Origin of the sequence: Rhizobium sp. YAF28, from assembly GCF_052113285.1 — a bacterium.
In the GTDB taxonomy this organism is placed as follows: domain Bacteria; phylum Pseudomonadota; class Alphaproteobacteria; order Rhizobiales; family Rhizobiaceae; genus Rhizobium.
The window spans coordinates 118,679-135,375 of the sequence record NZ_JBFRCX010000001.1; the positions used below are offsets into that span (position 1 = coordinate 118,679).

The 16,697-nt window shown below is 60.1% G+C and carries 19 protein-coding genes; 10 read left to right on the top strand and 9 right to left on the bottom strand.

The genetic code is table 11. The annotated features are described in order from the left end of the window. Nucleotides 1–177 precede the first annotated feature (177 nt). The 4 genes from AB4Z13_RS00635 to AB4Z13_RS00650 all read left to right on the top strand — a co-directional run bounded on the left by AB4Z13_RS00635 (nucleotide 178) and on the right by AB4Z13_RS00650 (nucleotide 2,571). Complete coding sequence (locus AB4Z13_RS00635) at nucleotides 178–456, top strand: hypothetical protein (protein WP_442205475.1); 279 nt, start codon at nucleotides 178–180, stop codon at nucleotides 454–456. A gap of 24 nt (nucleotides 457–480) precedes the next feature. Beyond that, nucleotides 481–1,287 carry a COG4705 family protein gene (locus tag AB4Z13_RS00640; protein WP_442205476.1) on the top strand — a complete coding sequence of 269 codons (807 nt, stop codon included), beginning with the start codon at nucleotides 481–483 and terminating at the stop codon, nucleotides 1,285–1,287. 316 nt (nucleotides 1,288–1,603) lie between these two features. After that, nucleotides 1,604–2,356: a COG4280 domain-containing protein gene (locus tag AB4Z13_RS00645; protein WP_442205477.1), complete on the top strand. Its 753-nt coding sequence runs from the start codon at nucleotides 1,604–1,606 to the stop codon at nucleotides 2,354–2,356. Beyond that, entirely contained in the window at nucleotides 2,353–2,571 is a 219-nt protein-coding gene (locus AB4Z13_RS00650) for a hypothetical protein (protein ID WP_442205478.1), read from the top strand. The genes AB4Z13_RS00645 and AB4Z13_RS00650 overlap by 4 nt, the downstream gene beginning before the upstream one ends. 169 nt (nucleotides 2,572–2,740) lie before the next feature. On the opposite strand, the gene AB4Z13_RS00655 is transcribed toward AB4Z13_RS00650, so the two are convergent. The 3 genes from AB4Z13_RS00655 to AB4Z13_RS00665 all read right to left on the bottom strand — a co-directional run bounded on the left by AB4Z13_RS00655 (nucleotide 2,741) and on the right by AB4Z13_RS00665 (nucleotide 4,689). Beyond that, on the bottom strand, nucleotides 2,741–3,622 hold the full coding sequence (locus AB4Z13_RS00655) for an alanine--tRNA ligase-related protein (RefSeq protein ID WP_442205479.1): 882 nt from the start codon (nucleotides 3,620–3,622) through the stop codon (nucleotides 2,741–2,743). A 161-nt stretch (nucleotides 3,623–3,783) separates the two neighbouring features. Next, the gene (locus tag AB4Z13_RS00660) at nucleotides 3,784–4,290 is read right to left on the bottom strand and encodes a hypothetical protein (RefSeq protein WP_442205480.1); all 507 of its coding nucleotides are present in this window, start codon (nucleotides 4,288–4,290) and stop codon (nucleotides 3,784–3,786) included. Nucleotides 4,291–4,425: 135 nt separating this feature from the next. Next, nucleotides 4,426–4,689, bottom strand: coding sequence for a hypothetical protein (locus tag AB4Z13_RS00665; protein ID WP_113325044.1), 264 nt, complete (start codon nucleotides 4,687–4,689; stop codon nucleotides 4,426–4,428). A 112-nt stretch (nucleotides 4,690–4,801) separates the two neighbouring features. Here AB4Z13_RS00665 and AB4Z13_RS00670 point away from each other — a divergent pair, with 112 nt between their 5' ends. Continuing rightward, on the top strand, nucleotides 4,802–4,945 hold the full coding sequence (locus AB4Z13_RS00670) for a hypothetical protein (protein WP_442205481.1): 144 nt from the start codon (nucleotides 4,802–4,804) through the stop codon (nucleotides 4,943–4,945). 162 nt (nucleotides 4,946–5,107) lie between these two features. Here AB4Z13_RS00670 and AB4Z13_RS00675 read toward each other — a convergent pair whose 3' ends face one another. After that, entirely contained in the window at nucleotides 5,108–6,376 is a 1,269-nt protein-coding gene (locus tag AB4Z13_RS00675) for a hypothetical protein (protein WP_442205482.1), read from the bottom strand. Nucleotides 6,377–6,894: 518 nt separating this feature from the next. Here AB4Z13_RS00675 and AB4Z13_RS00680 point away from each other — a divergent pair. Further along, entirely contained in the window at nucleotides 6,895–7,191 is a 297-nt protein-coding gene (locus tag AB4Z13_RS00680) for a YkgJ family cysteine cluster protein (RefSeq protein WP_113325194.1), read from the top strand. A 115-nt stretch (nucleotides 7,192–7,306) separates the two neighbouring features. Here the strand turns inward: AB4Z13_RS00680 and AB4Z13_RS00685 are convergent, their stop codons facing one another. Continuing rightward, complete coding sequence (locus AB4Z13_RS00685) at nucleotides 7,307–7,747, bottom strand: DUF3597 domain-containing protein (RefSeq protein WP_439015518.1); 441 nt, start codon at nucleotides 7,745–7,747, stop codon at nucleotides 7,307–7,309. 446 nt (nucleotides 7,748–8,193) lie between these two features. Here AB4Z13_RS00685 and AB4Z13_RS00690 point away from each other — a divergent pair, with 446 nt between their 5' ends. Together AB4Z13_RS00690 and AB4Z13_RS00695 are read left to right on the top strand one after the other, a co-directional pair. Continuing rightward, entirely contained in the window at nucleotides 8,194–8,643 is a 450-nt protein-coding gene (locus AB4Z13_RS00690; protein WP_442205483.1) for a GNAT family N-acetyltransferase, read from the top strand. A 448-nt stretch (nucleotides 8,644–9,091) separates the two neighbouring features. After that, on the top strand, nucleotides 9,092–9,964 hold the full coding sequence (locus AB4Z13_RS00695; protein WP_439015516.1) for an LssY C-terminal domain-containing protein: 873 nt from the start codon (nucleotides 9,092–9,094) through the stop codon (nucleotides 9,962–9,964). A 447-nt stretch (nucleotides 9,965–10,411) separates the two neighbouring features. Here the strand turns inward: AB4Z13_RS00695 and AB4Z13_RS00700 are convergent, their stop codons facing one another. Then, nucleotides 10,412–10,921 (bottom strand): DUF2867 domain-containing protein, encoded by a 510-nt coding sequence (locus AB4Z13_RS00700; RefSeq protein ID WP_113324882.1) that lies wholly within the window; start codon nucleotides 10,919–10,921, stop codon nucleotides 10,412–10,414. Between the two features lie 404 nt (nucleotides 10,922–11,325). After that, nucleotides 11,326–11,913, bottom strand: a complete 588-nt coding sequence (locus AB4Z13_RS00705) for a transglutaminase-like cysteine peptidase (RefSeq protein ID WP_113325673.1) — start codon at nucleotides 11,911–11,913, stop codon at nucleotides 11,326–11,328. 190 nt (nucleotides 11,914–12,103) lie between these two features. On the opposite strand from AB4Z13_RS00705, the gene AB4Z13_RS00710 reads away from it, so the two are divergent. Further along, complete coding sequence (locus AB4Z13_RS00710; protein ID WP_442205484.1) at nucleotides 12,104–13,363, top strand: hypothetical protein; 1,260 nt, start codon at nucleotides 12,104–12,106, stop codon at nucleotides 13,361–13,363. Between the two features lie 649 nt (nucleotides 13,364–14,012). After that, nucleotides 14,013–14,693, top strand: coding sequence for an LssY C-terminal domain-containing protein (locus AB4Z13_RS00715; protein WP_442205485.1), 681 nt, complete (start codon nucleotides 14,013–14,015; stop codon nucleotides 14,691–14,693). A gap of 263 nt (nucleotides 14,694–14,956) precedes the next feature. Here the strand turns inward: AB4Z13_RS00715 and AB4Z13_RS00720 are convergent, their stop codons facing one another. Together AB4Z13_RS00720 and AB4Z13_RS00725 are read right to left on the bottom strand one after the other, a co-directional pair. Continuing rightward, nucleotides 14,957–15,235, bottom strand: coding sequence for a transposase (locus tag AB4Z13_RS00720; protein WP_007827499.1), 279 nt, complete (start codon nucleotides 15,233–15,235; stop codon nucleotides 14,957–14,959). A gap of 7 nt (nucleotides 15,236–15,242) precedes the next feature. Beyond that, nucleotides 15,243–16,685, bottom strand: a complete 1,443-nt coding sequence (locus AB4Z13_RS00725) for an HlyD family type I secretion periplasmic adaptor subunit (RefSeq protein ID WP_113324975.1) — start codon at nucleotides 16,683–16,685, stop codon at nucleotides 15,243–15,245. Nucleotides 16,686–16,697: the final 12 nt, after the last annotated feature.

The window sequence follows — 16,697 nt, forward strand, 5'->3', positions numbered from 1 at the left end:
CGGAACCGGTCCGATCCCGGCTCTTCCTGCAACCGGACCTTTCTTACGAAAGCGTATCTTCCCGGCAAAGGCTGTGTATGGACCGGCGGCTAGAAGCAGAGACAGGGGTGGCGGAAACACGAACGCCACCGCTGTTCAAACGCCGGCGCCGGGGCGCCGCATTCAAGGAGATATCCCATGAAGACATTCCCAACGACACTAGTTGGCGCAGGCCTGCTCAATGCCCTCGTCATGGCCGGCGTCATCGCCGTTGCCATGCCCGCCCATGCCGCCACCGTGCCCTGCGAAGACATGCTGAAGGATATGCGCGCCGCCAAGGCGAAGGCCAAGCTCAGCGATGCCGACATGGCCAAGGTCAACGATCTCGAAGCGAAAGCCGTCGAGCGCTGCAATGCCGATGACGATGCCCGCTCGGACAAGTTCCTGACCGAAGCCATGGCGCTGATGGGCAAGTGATTGCAGCAAGCGAGGAGAGATCCAATGGCAGAAAGATCATCAGACGGGCCGGCGAACATGCCGGCTGATGACATCAACCGCGTGCCGCGCGTCACCGTCGATTTCTGGCTGATCAAGCTGATGGCGGTGACGATGGGCGAGACGGCGGCCGATTATCTGGCGGTCAATATGGGCCTCGGCCTGACGGTAACCTCCATCATCATGACGGCGATCCTCATCGGCGCAATCGTGCTGCAGTTTACCCAGAGGCGTTACGTTCCCTGGGTCTACTGGCTGGCGGTGGTGCTGATCAGCGTCGTCGGCACGCTGGTGACGGATAATCTCACCGATAATTTCGGCGTGCCGCTTCTGACCTCGACCATCGCATTCTCGATCGCGCTGATCCTCACCTTCATCCTCTGGAAGGCGAAGGAGGGGACGCTGTCGATCCACTCGATCTTCACGACACGACGGGAAGCCTTCTACTGGCTGGTGGTGCTCTTCACCTTCGCGCTCGGAACTGCCGTCGGCGACCTGATCTCCGAGGTCTTCGGCTTCGGCTACATCACGACGGGCCTGATCTTCGGCGCCATCATTGCCGTCATCGCCTTTGCGCATTTTGCGCTCAGGCTCGATGGCATCCTGTCCTTCTGGCTCGCCTATATCTTCACCCGGCCGCTCGGCGCCTCGCTTGGCGACTATCTCTCGCAGCCATCGGACTATGGCGGCCTCGGGCTCGGCACGATCTATACGAGCCTGATGTTCCTCGCGATCATCGCCTTCATCGTCATCTACATGAGCTTCAACTACGAACCTGAGATCGAAGGCAGCCCGGAAGAGCCATTGCGTTAAGGGCTGCCTGACGTGCTCGCCTCGCTCTGTCATGGGTCAGCCATGAGGGGCGAGGCGAGCGCTTACGGATTTGTAAGATCGCGGAAAAGGGCAGGACAGGTCTTTGACCTACAGCCGGTGACACGACCTCCGCCCGCCACATGCCAATCCATCCCGCACGGCAATCCTCCCACCCGACAGAGCCGGCGTCTGCCGGCTGATCCATGAGGGTGATGGACATGCCGGGTTCGCTGCTGGCATTCTCCCTGCCGAGGCAGCGATGCCCGGTCCTTCTCGCCTGCCTGTCCGGATCGAAGCCAAGAAAACCGAGTAGAAGATGACGACGATCACAAGCATAACCTCGACAATGACGGCCTCCTTCCTCGGCTCCTTCGTGGAAGTCGTGGAGGCCTTTACGATCATCCTTGCCGTCGGCGTGACACAGAGCTGGCGGCCGGCCTTTATCGGCACGGGGCTGGCGCTTTTCGTGCTGGCGGTGCTGGTGCTGGTCTTCGGGCCTTTGCTCGGCCTTGTCCCGATCGACATCCTGCGATTTACCATCGGTACGCTGCTGATCCTGTTCGGCATGCGGTGGCTGAGAAAGGCGATCCTCAGGGCCGCGGGCTTCATTGCGCTGCATGACGAAGAGAAGGCCTTTGCCTCGGAAACGGATGCGCTTGCCCGCCAGTCGGCTGACCGGCGGGCCGATTTTCTGGCCGGCACGGCCGCCTTCAAGGCCGTGCTGCTCGAGGGCGTCGAGGTGGTGTTCATCGTGATCGCGACAGGTGCGCGGCCCGGCATGCTGCCCTATGCAAGTCTCGGAGCGCTGATTGCCTGCATCGCCGTGCTCGTCATCGGGCTTCTCGTCCACAAGCCGCTGTCATCAGTGCCGGAAAATACGCTGAAATTCATCGTCGGGCTGCTGCTGACGGCTTTCGGCATCTTCTGGATCGGCGAGGGCATCGGCACGCCGTGGCCGGGCGAAGACCTCTCGCTCATCGCAATCTTCGCCCTGCTCGCCGCCTTCTCCTTCATCGCAGTCCGGTGGCTGCGGCAATATCACGATACGCATGCGGAGCTCGCCCGATGAACATTCTCAAGATCGCCTTCAAGGAACTCATCGGCATGTTCATCGATGACGGGGCACTGGCGCTGTTGAGCCTGCTGCTGGTGCTCGTGGTCGGCCTCGCGGTGGAAACCACGCTCATCGGCCCGATCGCAGGGGCGGTGCTGCTCGTGGCTGGCTGTCTTGTGATCCTCGCAGAAAGCGTGATGCGGGCGGCGCGGCGGAAGTTTCGGCGGTAACGGGTGGGTGGTTGCCCCCCTTTGGGCCACCACGCTTCCCTTTTTGATGAAGCCGCCACCCCCAACCTCCCTCATCAAGTCAGTTGCAGACTGGCTGATTGAGGGAGGGTAGGAACAGCCCGTTCGCTACCTTCCTCTCTCCTGCGCCGCCCCGATCAAGCGCCGGGCATCACTTCCCCGAAGACGGAATGGTCTCGACATCCACGCCATGCGTGTCGAACCACCATTCCGGCGATTTGTCGGGGTGCTTGTGGCGAAGCCGCTCGTACTTTTCGATAAGCCGGCTTTGCCGCTCCACCTCCTCATGGAAGAAGGGATGGTCGAGCATTCCGCCAACGGCATGCAGGTGCCGCAGGAGCTTGCGCAGAACATAACCTTGCTCCTTGCTGCCGGGACGGTAGCCGCTATCGATGATCGTCATGATCGCGGTTTTGAGCCTTTCGACGGCGGTCCCGGGGGGCGTGCCGTTGACGATCATATCCAGCCGCTCGGCGCCGAAGCCGACGTCGATGCAAGTTCCCAACGGATTGACGATATTGCCGATCTCGATCCCGTCCTTGTAGAACTCCGTGCAGTATCCACTGATGCTGCCGTCGCTCCATATGCATTCGGGATCGGGAATGATGGGCACGCGGCCGCGATAGAGCGGCGTCCATTCCTTCAGCCTGTCGGGATGGATGGTGACATGGTCAGGCGTGAGCCCGAGCAGCCCAAGGAAATCCAGCCAGAAATCGATTGCTTCGCCGACCGTCATCTGACGGAAGGAGAACAATCCGAGCATGGTGAAGTGCAGGAAATGCGTGCCGTCGCCGATCTCATCGAGGTCGCCCATGCGCAGGCAAGCCTGGCTGTTTGCGACGGTTCCGTTGTGGGACTGATCGGAGAAGAGAGGCTTGTACTGCTGCATACCGGCGCTGCAGAAGAGCGTGGTATCGTCGTGCGGCCGTACGGACTGAATGCATGCGTAGTCGATGCCTTTGGAAAGGCAGTAGTCACGATAGTTCTGGATCAGGCGTCCCGCGGTGTCATAGGCAACCTCCTTTTGGTTCAAATGCCTGCATCAAAGATAGAAAAAGCGGGCCGTGATTGCAAGAAGACCGCCTTGCCGGCTTTGCGCCGCCGGCGGTCGTGCGCGGCAACGAGCGAAGCTGTGGCGGTCAAGGCAGGGTGACGGCAAGCATCGGGAAAAAGGGTATTGGAGGGAGGGCGCTCCTACCGGCCTCTTTCGCGCGCCGCCGCGATGACCAGCGGTGCGGCTGCCGTCACCAGCGAGCCGAAGGGCAGCCGCTGCAAGGCCTTGCCCACGAGGAAGGCCGCCACCATGGCGCCTGACAGTTTCAGCCAGGGATAAGCGCCAAGCTGCGCATGGGCGCTCGCATCCGCCCAGCGAATATTTTCTTCCACCACGCTGCCCGCCTGATGGCGGATGATGTGCAGCCGGGCGCGCAGATTATTGATCTGCGCACGCACATCCTCGATCTGCCGCTCGAGCTCCTCGCGCTCGATATCGACGACGATCTCCTCTATCGGCGCATCCTCGGCGACCGCATGCAGATAGTCTTGATAGGCCGCCTCACTCGCAAAACCCTCGGCCTTCGCGTGCTGATCGGCCTTTTCCTGTTCGGGGTTTTTTTCGCGTTCGGGGGCTGGCGTGGGCTCGCTCGCGTCTCTGAGCTCTTCCATGCCTTCGATGGCGTCCTTGCCTGTCGTGCTCGCCATTGCGGTCTCCTCATTCGCTGACGGAGTTCAAACGTTCGAGGCGGAAAAAGGATGCATGGGCGGCGGGGATTGATTGCCGGCGCGGTATGCCGACAGAACGGGTTGATCCCTGACAGATTGAACTCAGCTGCTTGGCTAGGATTGAACGAGGATCACCAAGGTCTCGGGCAATACGCCGTCATATTCCATCGCATCGGCCGCTTGCCTGGTCTTCATGAATTCCGCCAGGCGGCCCATGTCGGCGACGTCCATGACGAGGCCAACCTTGTTGGACGATTGCGGATCGACGAAGGTGCGAATGTTCGTGCAGCCGATCGGTTCGAAAATTTCCTTGCGACGGGGCGAGGCGAGCCAGTGTTTGACGTCCTTGACGTCATGATGAGCCAGGATGGTCGGCATTGCGTCCTCCTCTTACTGCTCTGGACATCAGAGCCGGAGAAAACTTTACGCCTCGGGTAATCGCATAGATATCACCCGCATGGGTGGGCGCATCTAGTTTTACGGGGACAGGATGATCACCGTTCCGATCGAACTCGACGTGACGAATATCAAGCCAAACGGGGAACGGGTGCGCGCGAAGGAAACGGAGCTCGATTTTTCCCTCTGCATGCTCGACCTGATGAACGACTTTCCGGTGCCACTGAAAGCGAAGTGAGGCTGCCGGGTGTCCTTTCCGAAACCGATGCTAGCGGGATTGAAACGCTCGAGATGGTGAAGAGGATGCTTGGGCGGGTGAAGGATGCGTGGCGGCGGTGGACTCGAACCAAGCGCTTCGATCTTGGTGGGCAAACACCCACAACACCCAAAGGCAGCTCTCTTACCCAAGCCCATCATAAGCCGCACTCAGCGCCTCGCACTGCGCATCCGGCGCCAGCGTGGCAATCCGCAGCCGCTCCCGCGCATGAAGCGGCAGATGATCGATCAGCCAGTCCATCAGCATGGCGGCATCGTCGGAGGCTTCAAGCTTGCGCGCCTCATATTCCGAGAGGCCGCCGAGCTGCCGCCCAAGCGCGCCGGCGCCCCTGAGATCGCCGACCATCCTTGCCCGCAGCGCCGAAACCTCCACTTTGCCGGTGACTTCCGGCAGCGGGGCGATCCGCACGGCCGCAAGCGCCTCCGGCGGCACCGGCCTCAGTTGGCGGCGGAAGAAGCCTATCGTGCCTGATTTTTCAAAACGGCCATTGGCGAACATGCCGGAAACCTCCGCAATCTGCACAGCCTGCCTGGCGCGGAAGGAAAAGCGTATCGCCTTGCCGGGGCTGCCGCCGCTGCCATGGCATTCGGCAATCACGGCGGGAGCGCCGGGGACGAGCTCGGCTGCCACGACAAAGGGCGTGTCGAAGATCGCGAACTTGTCGCCATCGGCAGGCACAGCCGCCTCGATCGGCGCTTCGCCCTGGCTTGAGAAATTCCCGCCGGGTCGGGTCACATTGGCCGAGGCGAAGGCCGGGTAGGGACGGGAGAAATCGATCGGCTCCGGCGGTTTCGGGCTATGGGGGTAGATCTTGTCGGTTGCGACCGCCTCCATCAGGCAGACGAGATCGGGCGGGCGTCTTGCCGGCTTGATCGGCTCGCCGGATGCGGGCTGAAATTGCACAACATAATCGGGCAGCTTGTTGGCGCCTTTATCGCTCGCGTCCATGTCTCCCGCGCCATCCTCCCTCGCGCTTGGCTCGGCGCTCCACTCAAGCGCGGTCACGGTGACGGCATAGTCTCCATTCGCGATGTCGATCCAATATTCCTCAGCATCTGTTGTCTGCGTCATCTGCTCCTTGCCCGGCAGGGTATCGGTATTGTCGAGAAATACCCTTCCATGCCGCACGCTATAGGGAAAGGTCCAGCTCGGCCCGGCATAGGACTGTTCCCGCTCGGTCATCGCGCCATCGGTAAGGCGCAGGGCAAAACTGCCGTCGCTGCGCGTCGACCAGGCAATCAGCCGGCCCGCGGCACTTTCGAGCGGGTAGACGAAGGGCTCGGAATACCAGGCGATCGGCCAGTCGCCGGCATGGGCAAGATCATCGGGGTGGAAGAGCACGATATGGGCAACATCGGTCGAAACCATCAGAGCCTTCGAAAATCCCGTCATGAAATATCGTCCCCTGAGAATGTGATGGATGAAACCACGGCGGCATATGGCCCGCAAGGGCGAGGATATAGGCTGATGGCGTGCATTTTGATGAAGGTCTTTTGGGGGAGGAGGTTCGCCTGCGCTAACCTCTTTTCATGAGGGGTTGTGTCGTGGGATACCCCCTCTGTCCTGCCGGACATCTCCCCCACAAGGGTGGAGATCGACAAGCGGCCTGACCTTCTCGTCCCTCTACCGTTTTGCCCGCTGCAACGTTCATTGTTTGGGGAACCGGTGCCCCAGCCAATCTCCCTCCTTGTGGGGGAGATGTCCGGCAGGACAGAGGGGGGGTGCCGGGGCATACTGCCCAATTGGATGCTGAAGAGCCTTTTTACTTTAGCATTGGTGCACTTATACGTCAGCGTCATCCGCCAGAAGCGCTCACCTCGGCCATGCGGCCGACGGATGCTGACGAAATCTCCGACGTGGAGGCACGGGTGGTTTTGCATCCTTGGCAGGTAAAGTGTTAAGAGCTGCCCATGACCCTATCAACAGAGCTAGACTGTCAGGCCTGCGGCGCGTGCTGTTCCTATTCGAGCGAATGGCCGAGATTCTCCACCGAGAGCGACGCCGACCTCGATTTGCTGCCGGCTCAGTTCGTCTCGGCGGATCAATCAGGCATGCGCTGCGATGGTGAGCGTTGCTCTGCGCTCTCGGGCACAATCGGTTCGAAAGTATCATGCGTGATCTACGGCCTCAGGCCGGACGTCTGCCGCACATGCCTTCCCGGAGACGACGCCTGTTCGACGGCGCGCAAGGCTTTCGGGCTGACTTAGAGCATCTCCGTTTCTTCAAATCACGGAAATGCCCCGTCTCTTTGCTTCACGCAATTCCGGACGCAAGACCGCTGCGCAGTTTTGCTGTGCTCTCGTCGTTTCTACCAACTGCCACTCAATCCAGAAGATCGGCCGGCACCTTGCCGCCGTTTTCCGACAGTTTCTTCATGAGTGCCTTGTGGAGGAAGATATTCATCTTCGCGCTGTCGTTCGTATCGCCGGTGTAGCCGAGCTCGCCGGCCAGTTCCTTGCGTTCGGCAAGGCTCGCATCCATTCCGAGCGCCTTCATGAGGTCGACGATCGAATGGCGCCAATCGAGCTTCTGGCCGGACTTCTTCACGGCGGCGTTCAGGATCTGCTCGATATCGGCACTGCTGGCTTGGGCGGGGCTCGGTTGAGCCGGTGGCGGCGCGCCGGTGGCGGGTTCGGTTACCGGTGGGGACTTGGTGGCTGCCGTGGGCTGAGCGGCAGGGGGAGCTGCGGATGCCGGCTCTGGCACGGGTGCTGCCTGCGCTTTGCCAAAAATCGCGTTCTTGATGCGGTCGAAGACGCCCACGGGGAAACCCTCCTCTTGTGGTTGCTATAGGGAAATGCCCGGACGGAGCCGGGGTTGCCAAACGCTCACCGGGAGAGAAGTAGGGTGGTGAGGCGATCCGCAAAGGCCGCTGACGGGAATCATGGTTCGTGGTGGGCCTTGCTGTATCCGCTGCGGCGCTGAAGGAAGACCCCGCCCCAAACCCATCCTGTCGGATGCCGGGGTCGAGCCACGGGTCTCGACCCGTCCTTCGGACCCCCACAGGTGGGAGGGGCTTAACCTGCTGCACCCGCTTTCCGGATCCTCGCGGGATTATGGAGCAAATGCCACCAACCGATAACGATGCGGCGTTGGCAGCTTTGCGCCACAAGCGGACATTGCGGTTATCGCAGAACTCCGTACCATGCGCCGTGGCACAAGTTAGGAAAACAAGTGTCGCTTTTATCGGGATTTTCGCGAGGATGCTCATGCAGGTAACGATCCAGCTCGTCAGAGATCCGGGTTCACATGAGCGGTCCGCCATTGCCGCGTCGCTGATTGAGTTCAACGCGTCTCGTATCGGGCGTCAGACCGAAGATAAACTGCTGGCCTTAACTGTCACTGAGCCCGAAACGGGAAATATCATTGGTGGGCTTTGGGGCAGCACGATTCATGACCACCTGCATGTCGATCTACTGGTAGTGCCGGAAGCGCTTCGCCATGGCGGTATTGGCCGTCGTCTCATGGCGCTCGCTGAGCAAGAGGCGATAGATCGCGGCTGCCGAGGCGCGTGGCTCACGACCCATAGCTTCCAGGCGCGCGGGTTTTACGAACGGCTTGGGTATGAGGCCTTCGGGATCATGGATGATTTTCCACCGGGACACAGCTTCATCTTTCTGCGGAAGCGATTTGAGACGCCCGGAGACGTAGCGTCATGAACCAGCTGCGGTCATCGCCGCGCAGCACGCCCCTGCGATTGTTGCCGCCGCTGGTGACCATGTCTCGTATCGCTTCTTCGAATTCTTCACCGCCAATATTCGCAATCCCAACACCCGCAGGGCCTATGGGCGTTGGCCCACGCTGCCCGAGGCCTTCGGCATCGTCGCACTGATTGCCGACGCCGTCTCCGCGATCCATGTTTTTCACCGGCCGTCTCCGACATTGGGCAATGCCGTGTCGCAGGAATCCTAAGTTTTGCGGCAAAATCGCGGCGTTATGGAGCAAGTGCCACATGGTTCCGCTAGCGTGTAGTGGGGGCTCGCTCGATATGGCCGACAAGGAGCGACGGCGGCGCTATCATTTGCATACTCTCGGGTGCTAAAATCCCGGTGACGAACAGCGAGGGCGACTGCCAGCCCATCAGACGCCAGACTAGGAGACTGTGTCTTGAGATTGCTGACGCGCCTTTTCCGGAGGTTTCTGGTTTTCTGTCTGGGTGTACTCAGCGTTTGGCTGATCGTCTTCGTAGTTTTCGATACTGCGGACCACAGGTTTCCATGGCTCGCTGCGGTGTGCCTCACATATGGCCTGGCTGCTTACGTCATTCTTCCGAGCGTGGTCCGACTGTCCCTGAAGGTTCTTCATCGGGGGCTGATCCCCAGATACACGATCACGGCCGATGGCCTGCCCGGCGATCCTATAAATTTCGCCCTCATCGGCAATCTTCAACAACTCCGGGAGGCCTTTGCAACGGCGGGCTGGTCCACGGCCGACAATTTGGGGATCGCAAGCTCGTTGCGAATGATGCGCGCTTTCCTGATGAACTCTGCCTATCCCACCGCACCTTTCAGCACCTTCTATCTCTTTGGACGACGGCAGGACATAGGATTCCAGGAGCCCATCGACGATAGCCCCCGCAAGCGCCATCACATCCGTTTCTGGGCCCTTAGCCTTGCCCATTCCGAGGACGACATGAGCGCGGCGAGCTTCTGGTTGAATACCGACAGGCCATCGCCCGAGGAGCGCGTCCTATGGGTTGGGGCGGGCACGAGAGATACCGGACTTTCTCTGACTTGGCTAACATTCCAAGTCACACATAAGACCGATTCCGATACGAACGCCGAGCGCGACTACATAGTCAATGAACTGAGGGCAAAGCAAGTAATCGGGGAGGTCGCGCGGCACCAATCTGGCTCACGTTTGAACACCGGAAAGGTCAACCATTACGTTACCGATGGTGAGATCGCGTTTGCCAGCTTGACTGTCAGTGCCACGGGTGCCGGTCACGCCGGTGCCGTTGTGGGGCCGGATACACCCTGATCCGACAAACCAGACCGAATGAGTTCAAAGTGCCGAGCGCCCTTGATCAAGAGAAAGACCGAGTTCCCGCCAGTCTAGGGGGCCCTGACAGCCGGCGTGCAACGCGCCGAGCTAAATCGCTCGCGACGGTTTGTGGCAAATTCTCCATGGTCCGCATTTTGCGCTTTCCACAGCAGCGGGTGCACGTCTGCAATGGGCTGAACTCGGTCTTCCAACGCGTTCAAATTATGCCGAACTTTCGATCCTAGACTACCGGAAGCTCGGGCTTTAGGGAATTGGCCCGGCATGGTGCCGGGCTCGGGATAAATACCCGATTTGCATATCGATACGCTCAAGGTGAGGGCCGAAATTTTCATAGAAGGAACGTTTGATACTGTAGTCTACCGCGCGGTTGATTTCGGCTTTCGAGTGGCAGCTTCGCGCCCTGCTGCTCTACTGTAGCTGTGTTTATGTAGAGCGTGCCAGGTTGGCCCTGACCACCAGGTAATGAAAAGGTCTGATCGCGTTAAGATAAGTGAAGCCCAAGACATTGTGGGTATGCACAACGGTTGTCGCGATGAGCAACGTGCCTATCGGAGAACGGCGTCGGAGAAGAGATAGCCGGAAGTCCAAGTGTCGGTCATCAGTACCGAGCACGATTTCGTCCTTGCCCTCCCAGTGGACCGGGAAGAAGTCCACCCGTTCATGGCTGTCTGGGCTCGTCCTAACCGTATCGGAGGTTTTGATGCCAAAGGGCGTAACCATGGCGTCGCGCAGCGCGATTAACGCCTTTTGCCACGCGGGTGGATTGACGAGTGTCCGAGTCGCCAACTCGCGCATGCTCGACTGCTCCGATGCAGTCAAGTCAATGCTGTAGCTATCGAGTAAACTAGCGTTCTCGTACCAGCTTGCAACGACACTTTCCGACGGCGGCGTCGCCCGGCGTATCTGCGGTTTGCGGTGCGAACCCACACTCATGATGATGTCACCTAATCATGGCCGCCAACTGCGGGCGTGTTGCGGTGAAAACCCATGGTCATGATGATGTCATCTGCTCAAGGGACCGTCAATTACGGGCGTGAAGACAAATCGCCTCAGGGCTCGGCCTGTCCGCTGTGGGCCGACAGCGGTCATCATCACTGCGGGCCGATTGGAGTCATCAACCAGCGGCTCAATTGCCTACCACCGAGTTGGTGGCATTTGCTACATAATAACGGATCCTCGACGTTTCGGGGGAGCGAGGCGGTGCCGCGTCTTAGTCCCTCCCTCTTGTGGGGAGGGGTTGGGGAGGGGTTTTAATCAGAGGACAGACCGGGTTGATCCCCCCGGAATGAACCGAATTGGTGGTCGACAAGTCATGGTGTGTCGGAGGGAGGGTCCGATCACGAAAACTCATTCGCCCGCGGCCCGGCAAGCGTCACGCGCCAGGTTGATTTTGCCCGGAAATCCTGCGTCGCAAGAAATGTATAGGGCGTGGCTCTCCAGGGTTTGACCACGTTGTTGAGATTGTCGAGCACGTAGTCGCCATCGTCCATGCGGGCGATTAGCACGACGTGGTTCTCGTCATGCGGGCCGATCACCACTGAGAGCGCCAGGCGGTTTGCCGGAAATCCGGCGTCGATCAGGTCCTTCATCTTCTGCAGAGCGTAATCCTCGCAGTCGCCCCGGCCGCCGATGGGCAGGGTCCAGACATCGCCGTTTCCGGAAGAGGAGCGATCCTCCGTCGAGCGGACGGCGAGGTTCACGGCGCGGGTGACCTTGCGCAGAAGCGGCATGCCCGCCTGCTCAACCGGTGCCCGGCCGCCGCCCTGAGCGGATGTCCGATGGCAAAGCCAGCGATAGCTGGCGCAAGCAGAGGCGAACCCCACCGGCGCGCCGATATTCCTGCCAACCGGCAGAGGCTGTCCGGCAAATGCTTGAAATTGCGTAGGAAAAAACACGAGGGAAACAAAACAAAAAAGCCATCGCATGAATCACCTCTTTATTGTGCGCGGGGAAGGTAACATGGTTTATACTAAAACTTTAATAAAATTTATTACTTGCGTAATTAACTATAGATTAATGCGCTGTGCCATTATCCACAGTTTATTCTTGGAATTAACGGTTCGCTAATATAGGAATTCTCCCAGTTAACGGTTTGTTAACTTTGGGAGAGAAAAGATGATCCGCAAAGCAGCGAAGTATAGCGTCGCCGTTGCTTACCTTCTGGCAAGCAGCAGCCTCACGATGGCCGCGCCGGCAGTTGTCAACTGCGCCAAGGCAGCGCCGGGTACGATTGAGGCCAGGCTGTGCCTGCCAACGAAATCCATCCGCACCGACGATGACAGCCGCACGGTCAATGACGACAGCAGCGGCAATCGCTTCGGCAACCGTTCCGGCGGCAGCTCCGACTCTGGCAAACAGGCGTCGAACCAGACCTCTTCCGGCGATCAGAACAACGGCGGCGATGACGGCAACGGCAACACCGGCGGCTCCGACCCTGGTGATGGCGACGGCGACGGCCCTGGCGATCACGGCGGTCATCACGGCGGCAAGGACCACGATCACCACGGCGGCAAGGATCATGACCACCACGGTGGCAAGGATCGTGACCACCACGGCGGCAAGGACCGCGACCACCACGGCGGCAAGGATCGTGACCACCACGGCGGCAAGGACCACGACCACGATGGTGGCAAGGATCATGACCACGATGGTGGCAAGGACCGCGACCACGATGGTGGCAAGGACCGCGACCACGATGGTGGCAAGGACCGCGACCACGATGGTGGCAAGGACCGCGACCACGATGGTGGCAAGGACCGCGACCATGACGGCGGCAAGGATCGCGACCACGATGGTGGCAAGGACCGCGACCACGATGGTGGCAAGGACCGCAATGACAAGGGCGGCAACGACCGCAACGACAAGGGTGGCTCTGACAAGGGCGGCTCTGACAAGGGCGGCTCTGACAAGGGCGGCTCTGACAAGGGCGGCTCTGACAAGGGTGGTTCCGACAAGGGTGGTTCCGACAAGGGTGGTTCCGACAAGGGCGGCTCTGACAAGGGTGGCTCTGACAAGGGCGGCTCTGACAAGGGTGGTTCCGACAAGGGCGGCTCTGACAAGGGCGGCTCCGACAAGGGCGGCTCTGACAAGGGCGGCTCCGACAAGGGCGGCTCCGACAGGGGTGGCTCTGACAAGGGTGGTTCCGACAAGGGCGGCTCCGACAAGGGCGGCTCTGACAAGGGTGGTTCCGACAAGGGCGGCTCCGACAGGGGTGGTTCCGACAAGGGCGGCTCTGACAAGGGCGGCTCCGACAGGGGCGGCTCTGACAAGGGTGGTTCGGACAAGGGTGGCTCCGACAAGGGCGGCTCCGACGAGGGCGGTCATGGCGAGGGCGGTCATGACGGCCAGGGCAATGGCGAACACAACCCCGGCTAATCCAGCATCTTGAACCGGAGGAGGGGCTTCAGGGACGAAGCCCTTCTTTCAATAGCGGTATCGGAAATGCGGCCCCGGCGACGGTGTCTTCTCGTCACCATCTGCCAGGCGCATTCCCTTTCCTCCCTCATTCCTGTGCCCGCGTGCTGGCGCAAAGGAAGTCACAGGAATTCAGGCGTCGCCTCTGCGCGGTGATGGTGCATATGTGCCGCGTAGATGTCATTGCGCCCTAAAGGGGCGGCGCGAATCTCTGTGAGATAACTCGGACTGGGCCGGGAACACAGAGGTGAGGGAGGAGAGGGGTGTTTGTGAGGGGGCCGGTATCCGCGGAGGGGATGCCGGCTTTGGGGGGCAGAAAGGGGGTGCCGTGAGGTGCCCCCTTTTTGTTGCGCGGAGTCCTCGAAGGGGTATCCTCCACCCATCCCGATCTGATCCTGCAACCGGATCAGCCGGTCAGATCGGATCGGGATTGTGGGGCAAATGCCACCAACCGATAACGATGCGGCGTTGACCGCTTTGCGCCACAAGCGGTCGGTGGCAGTTGCTGCCGAAGCCAACTGCAAATTATGAATGTCGCCGCCGCATGTTCGGCGTATGATCCTCCCTGGCAATCGGGGGATTTCCAATGCTTCATCGCACGAAAATCCGCATGGCGACGAGCACCGTGGCTGCCCTGCTGTTCACATATTTGCTGCTTGCCTATTTCGTCATTCCCGAAATCTGGATTTTTCACGATGCCGACCGCGTTGCCAAGGTTGGCAACATGGTCACGACCACCGAGCAGGGTATTCCCGGCGACCCCATCAATGTCGGTCTTGTCGGTTCGAAGGAAGAGGTCATCCGGGCGTTCGCGGCTGCCGGATGGGATCCTGCCGATAAGATTACCTTGCGCACATCGATCGATATCGGACTGAGCGTGGTGCTTGATCGGCCTGATCTCGATGCGCCGGTCAGCCCACTGCTTTTTGAGGGCAGAAAACAGGATCTGGCTTTCGAAAAGCCCGTGGGCAAAAGCGCCGACGAACGCAACCATGTTCGTTTTTGGCTGACCGAACAAACCGGCCCAAATGATCGCCCGCACTGGCTGGGCTCGGCAAGTTTTGATCGGGGCGTCGGCTTCAGCCACGATACCGGTCAAATCACGCATCATATCGGCCCTGATGTCGACGCAGAGCGAGACCTTGTCATCAGCGATCTTCTCAAGGCCGGGCAACTTTTGTCGAGCTATGAGATCAATGGCATCGGAGCGACCAAAGACGGCCGCAACGGAGGCGGCGATCCCTATTTCACCGACGGAAAGGCTCTCGTCGGCGTGCTTCGAAACCAGTAGCAGGCCGGATATTCAATGTCTTCGGCAGCCGGAAGAGCTCTCGCGTTGAGGGCCGCTCACCGGGCTCGTTCAATCGTGAGGCGGGCGGTTACGGATTTGGGAAAATCGGGAGCTCGGTAGCAATGCAGCAATCCGCAATCGACCGCTTTGCGCCTATCGGTGTCTGTCTTCGAAGGACCACTTTGGGCCGAAAGCGGCCGTTGGTGGCATTTGCTACATAATTCCGGATCGGATTTAGGGGCCAGCAACCCTCTGTCTGGAGGTCAGTTTCGCCCTTTCGATGTCTTCGCCAGCATCTCGCTCAGCGTTGCCGCCGAGAGCATGGCTTCGGCCAAAAGCTTCTTGAGCTTTTGGTTTTCTTCCTCCAGTGCTCTCACCCTTTTGGCGGAGAGACCGCCGCTTCCGAACTGCAGGGATTGCCACCGATAGAAGGTCGGCTCGCTGATGCCGTACCTGTGGCAAACATCTGCCACCGTCACCCCGGCCTGGTGCTCCTTCAGGATGCCCGTAATCTGGTCGTCGTCGAATTTTCTCTTGCCCATCACAGTCTCAGTCCTCGCGAAATGCTCTGTTGAAACTGTCGAGGAGTGGTCTGATGGCATAGAGCGCCACGCTGCTTTGGCCGGTTTCGATCAGTGTCTGCGCGGGCATGCCCGCGACCAGTTCGACATTTCTCATTTTCGCCAGCCGCTCGTCCGTGACACGGATTGTCGCGGCATAGTAGGGCTGGCCGCTCTGCTGATCGATGAGACGGTCCGCTGAAACATATTCGACACGACCTTTCAGGAGTGGAACGCGCCGCTGATTGTATGGAAGGAGGTGAACCTGTGCCTCGAGCCCTGCACGGACGAGATTGATGTCCTCAGGCCTGACATGGGCGGACACGATAAGGCGATCGGCGCGTGGCAAGAGATCGACGAGCGGTTCACCCGCGCCGATGACCCCACCGATTGTGTGGATGCGCAGGTTCATGATCGTTCCATCTTCGGGAGCACGGATATCGGTCCTCGAAACCTGGTCGTCGATCGCCCGCAAGCGCTCGCGCAGCTGCATGATCCGGCTTTCCGTATCGCGCATGCCCTGGGCGACTTCGCTCAACCGGTCGCTCTCAAGCTTTGCGAGATCGGCCTGTGACTCGCTGATCACCTGATAGGCGCGGGAGATCTGTGCCTCTACTTCACCCTGCCGGCCATCAAGGTCTGCTTTTTCCCGCTGGAGGTTGAGAAGTCTGCTCTTCTTTTCCAGTCCTTTGGCGTTGAGGGCAGTAACCTGATCCATTTCCTGGCCCGAGATCGTGGTCCTGTCGGCCAGTGATGCCTTCTGTGCGCCAAGTCCGACGATCTCCTGCCGCACCTGCGCGATTTTTTCATTGATGATGCCAATTTCCGCCTGCATGACCCGGCGACGGGCTTCGAAGATTTTCTGTTGCCCGGTCAGAATCTCGCTGACCGAAGGATATCGGTCCATGGCTGCCCTCAGGTCGTCAGGATAGGCGATATGGTCGCTGCCCGTCTGCTCCGCAAGCAGGCGGGCGCGGCTTCCTTCGGCGTCCCAAAGCTGCCCTTGAATGCTGTCGCGCTCCGAGCGGGACTTCGTATCGTCGAGCTCTATCACGATCTGCCCGCCCATGACCGCATCGCCGTTTTTGACGAGGATCCGCCGCACGATCCCACCTTCCAGATGCTGAATGGTCTTGCGGCTGGTTTCCGGTTCGATAATGCCCGATGCGACCGCGGCGCTTTTCAGCGGCGCCAGGGCCGACCAGGTCCCCAATCCGACGATGAAGACCAGGATCAACAGGTTGCCCGTCCAGACAACGCCTCTGAGCCCCGGCATGGGCGAAGGAGGGGCGGGGCCGCGCTGGGGATCGATGACCGGAAGATAGGTTGTCTGTTGCACGGCTGGCGCTGTCGATCGTCGAGCCAACCGCAGACCCGTCCTTGAGAGATCTGAAAATTTCGCCAGCGCTACGTTCAATTGAACAAGGGTCACGGCGGCGTCCCT

Coding starts and splice junctions, on each gene's coding strand:
- AB4Z13_RS00680 (WP_113325194.1), top strand. CDS start 6,895: ATGACCCTATCAACAGAGCTAGACTGTCAGGCCTGCGGCGCGTGCTGT.
- AB4Z13_RS00665 (WP_113325044.1), bottom strand. CDS start 4,689: ATGCCGACCATCCTGGCTCATCATGACGTCAAGGACGTCAAACACTGG.
- AB4Z13_RS00650 (WP_442205478.1), top strand. CDS start 2,353: ATGAACATTCTCAAGATCGCCTTCAAGGAACTCATCGGCATGTTCATC.
- AB4Z13_RS00710 (WP_442205484.1), top strand. CDS start 12,104: ATGATCCGCAAAGCAGCGAAGTATAGCGTCGCCGTTGCTTACCTTCTG.
- AB4Z13_RS00645 (WP_442205477.1), top strand. CDS start 1,604: ATGACGACGATCACAAGCATAACCTCGACAATGACGGCCTCCTTCCTC.
- AB4Z13_RS00705 (WP_113325673.1), bottom strand. CDS start 11,913: ATGCGATGGCTTTTTTGTTTTGTTTCCCTCGTGTTTTTTCCTACGCAA.
- AB4Z13_RS00700 (WP_113324882.1), bottom strand. CDS start 10,921: ATGAGTGTGGGTTCGCACCGCAAACCGCAGATACGCCGGGCGACGCCG.
- AB4Z13_RS00640 (WP_442205476.1), top strand. CDS start 481: ATGGCAGAAAGATCATCAGACGGGCCGGCGAACATGCCGGCTGATGAC.
- AB4Z13_RS00660 (WP_442205480.1), bottom strand. CDS start 4,290: ATGGCGAGCACGACAGGCAAGGACGCCATCGAAGGCATGGAAGAGCTC.
- AB4Z13_RS00720 (WP_007827499.1), bottom strand. CDS start 15,235: ATGGGCAAGAGAAAATTCGACGACGACCAGATTACGGGCATCCTGAAG.
- AB4Z13_RS00635 (WP_442205475.1), top strand. CDS start 178: ATGAAGACATTCCCAACGACACTAGTTGGCGCAGGCCTGCTCAATGCC.
- AB4Z13_RS00715 (WP_442205485.1), top strand. CDS start 14,013: ATGGCGACGAGCACCGTGGCTGCCCTGCTGTTCACATATTTGCTGCTT.
- AB4Z13_RS00675 (WP_442205482.1), bottom strand. CDS start 6,376: ATGACGGGATTTTCGAAGGCTCTGATGGTTTCGACCGATGTTGCCCAT.
- AB4Z13_RS00690 (WP_442205483.1), top strand. CDS start 8,194: ATGCAGGTAACGATCCAGCTCGTCAGAGATCCGGGTTCACATGAGCGG.
- AB4Z13_RS00670 (WP_442205481.1), top strand. CDS start 4,802: ATGATCACCGTTCCGATCGAACTCGACGTGACGAATATCAAGCCAAAC.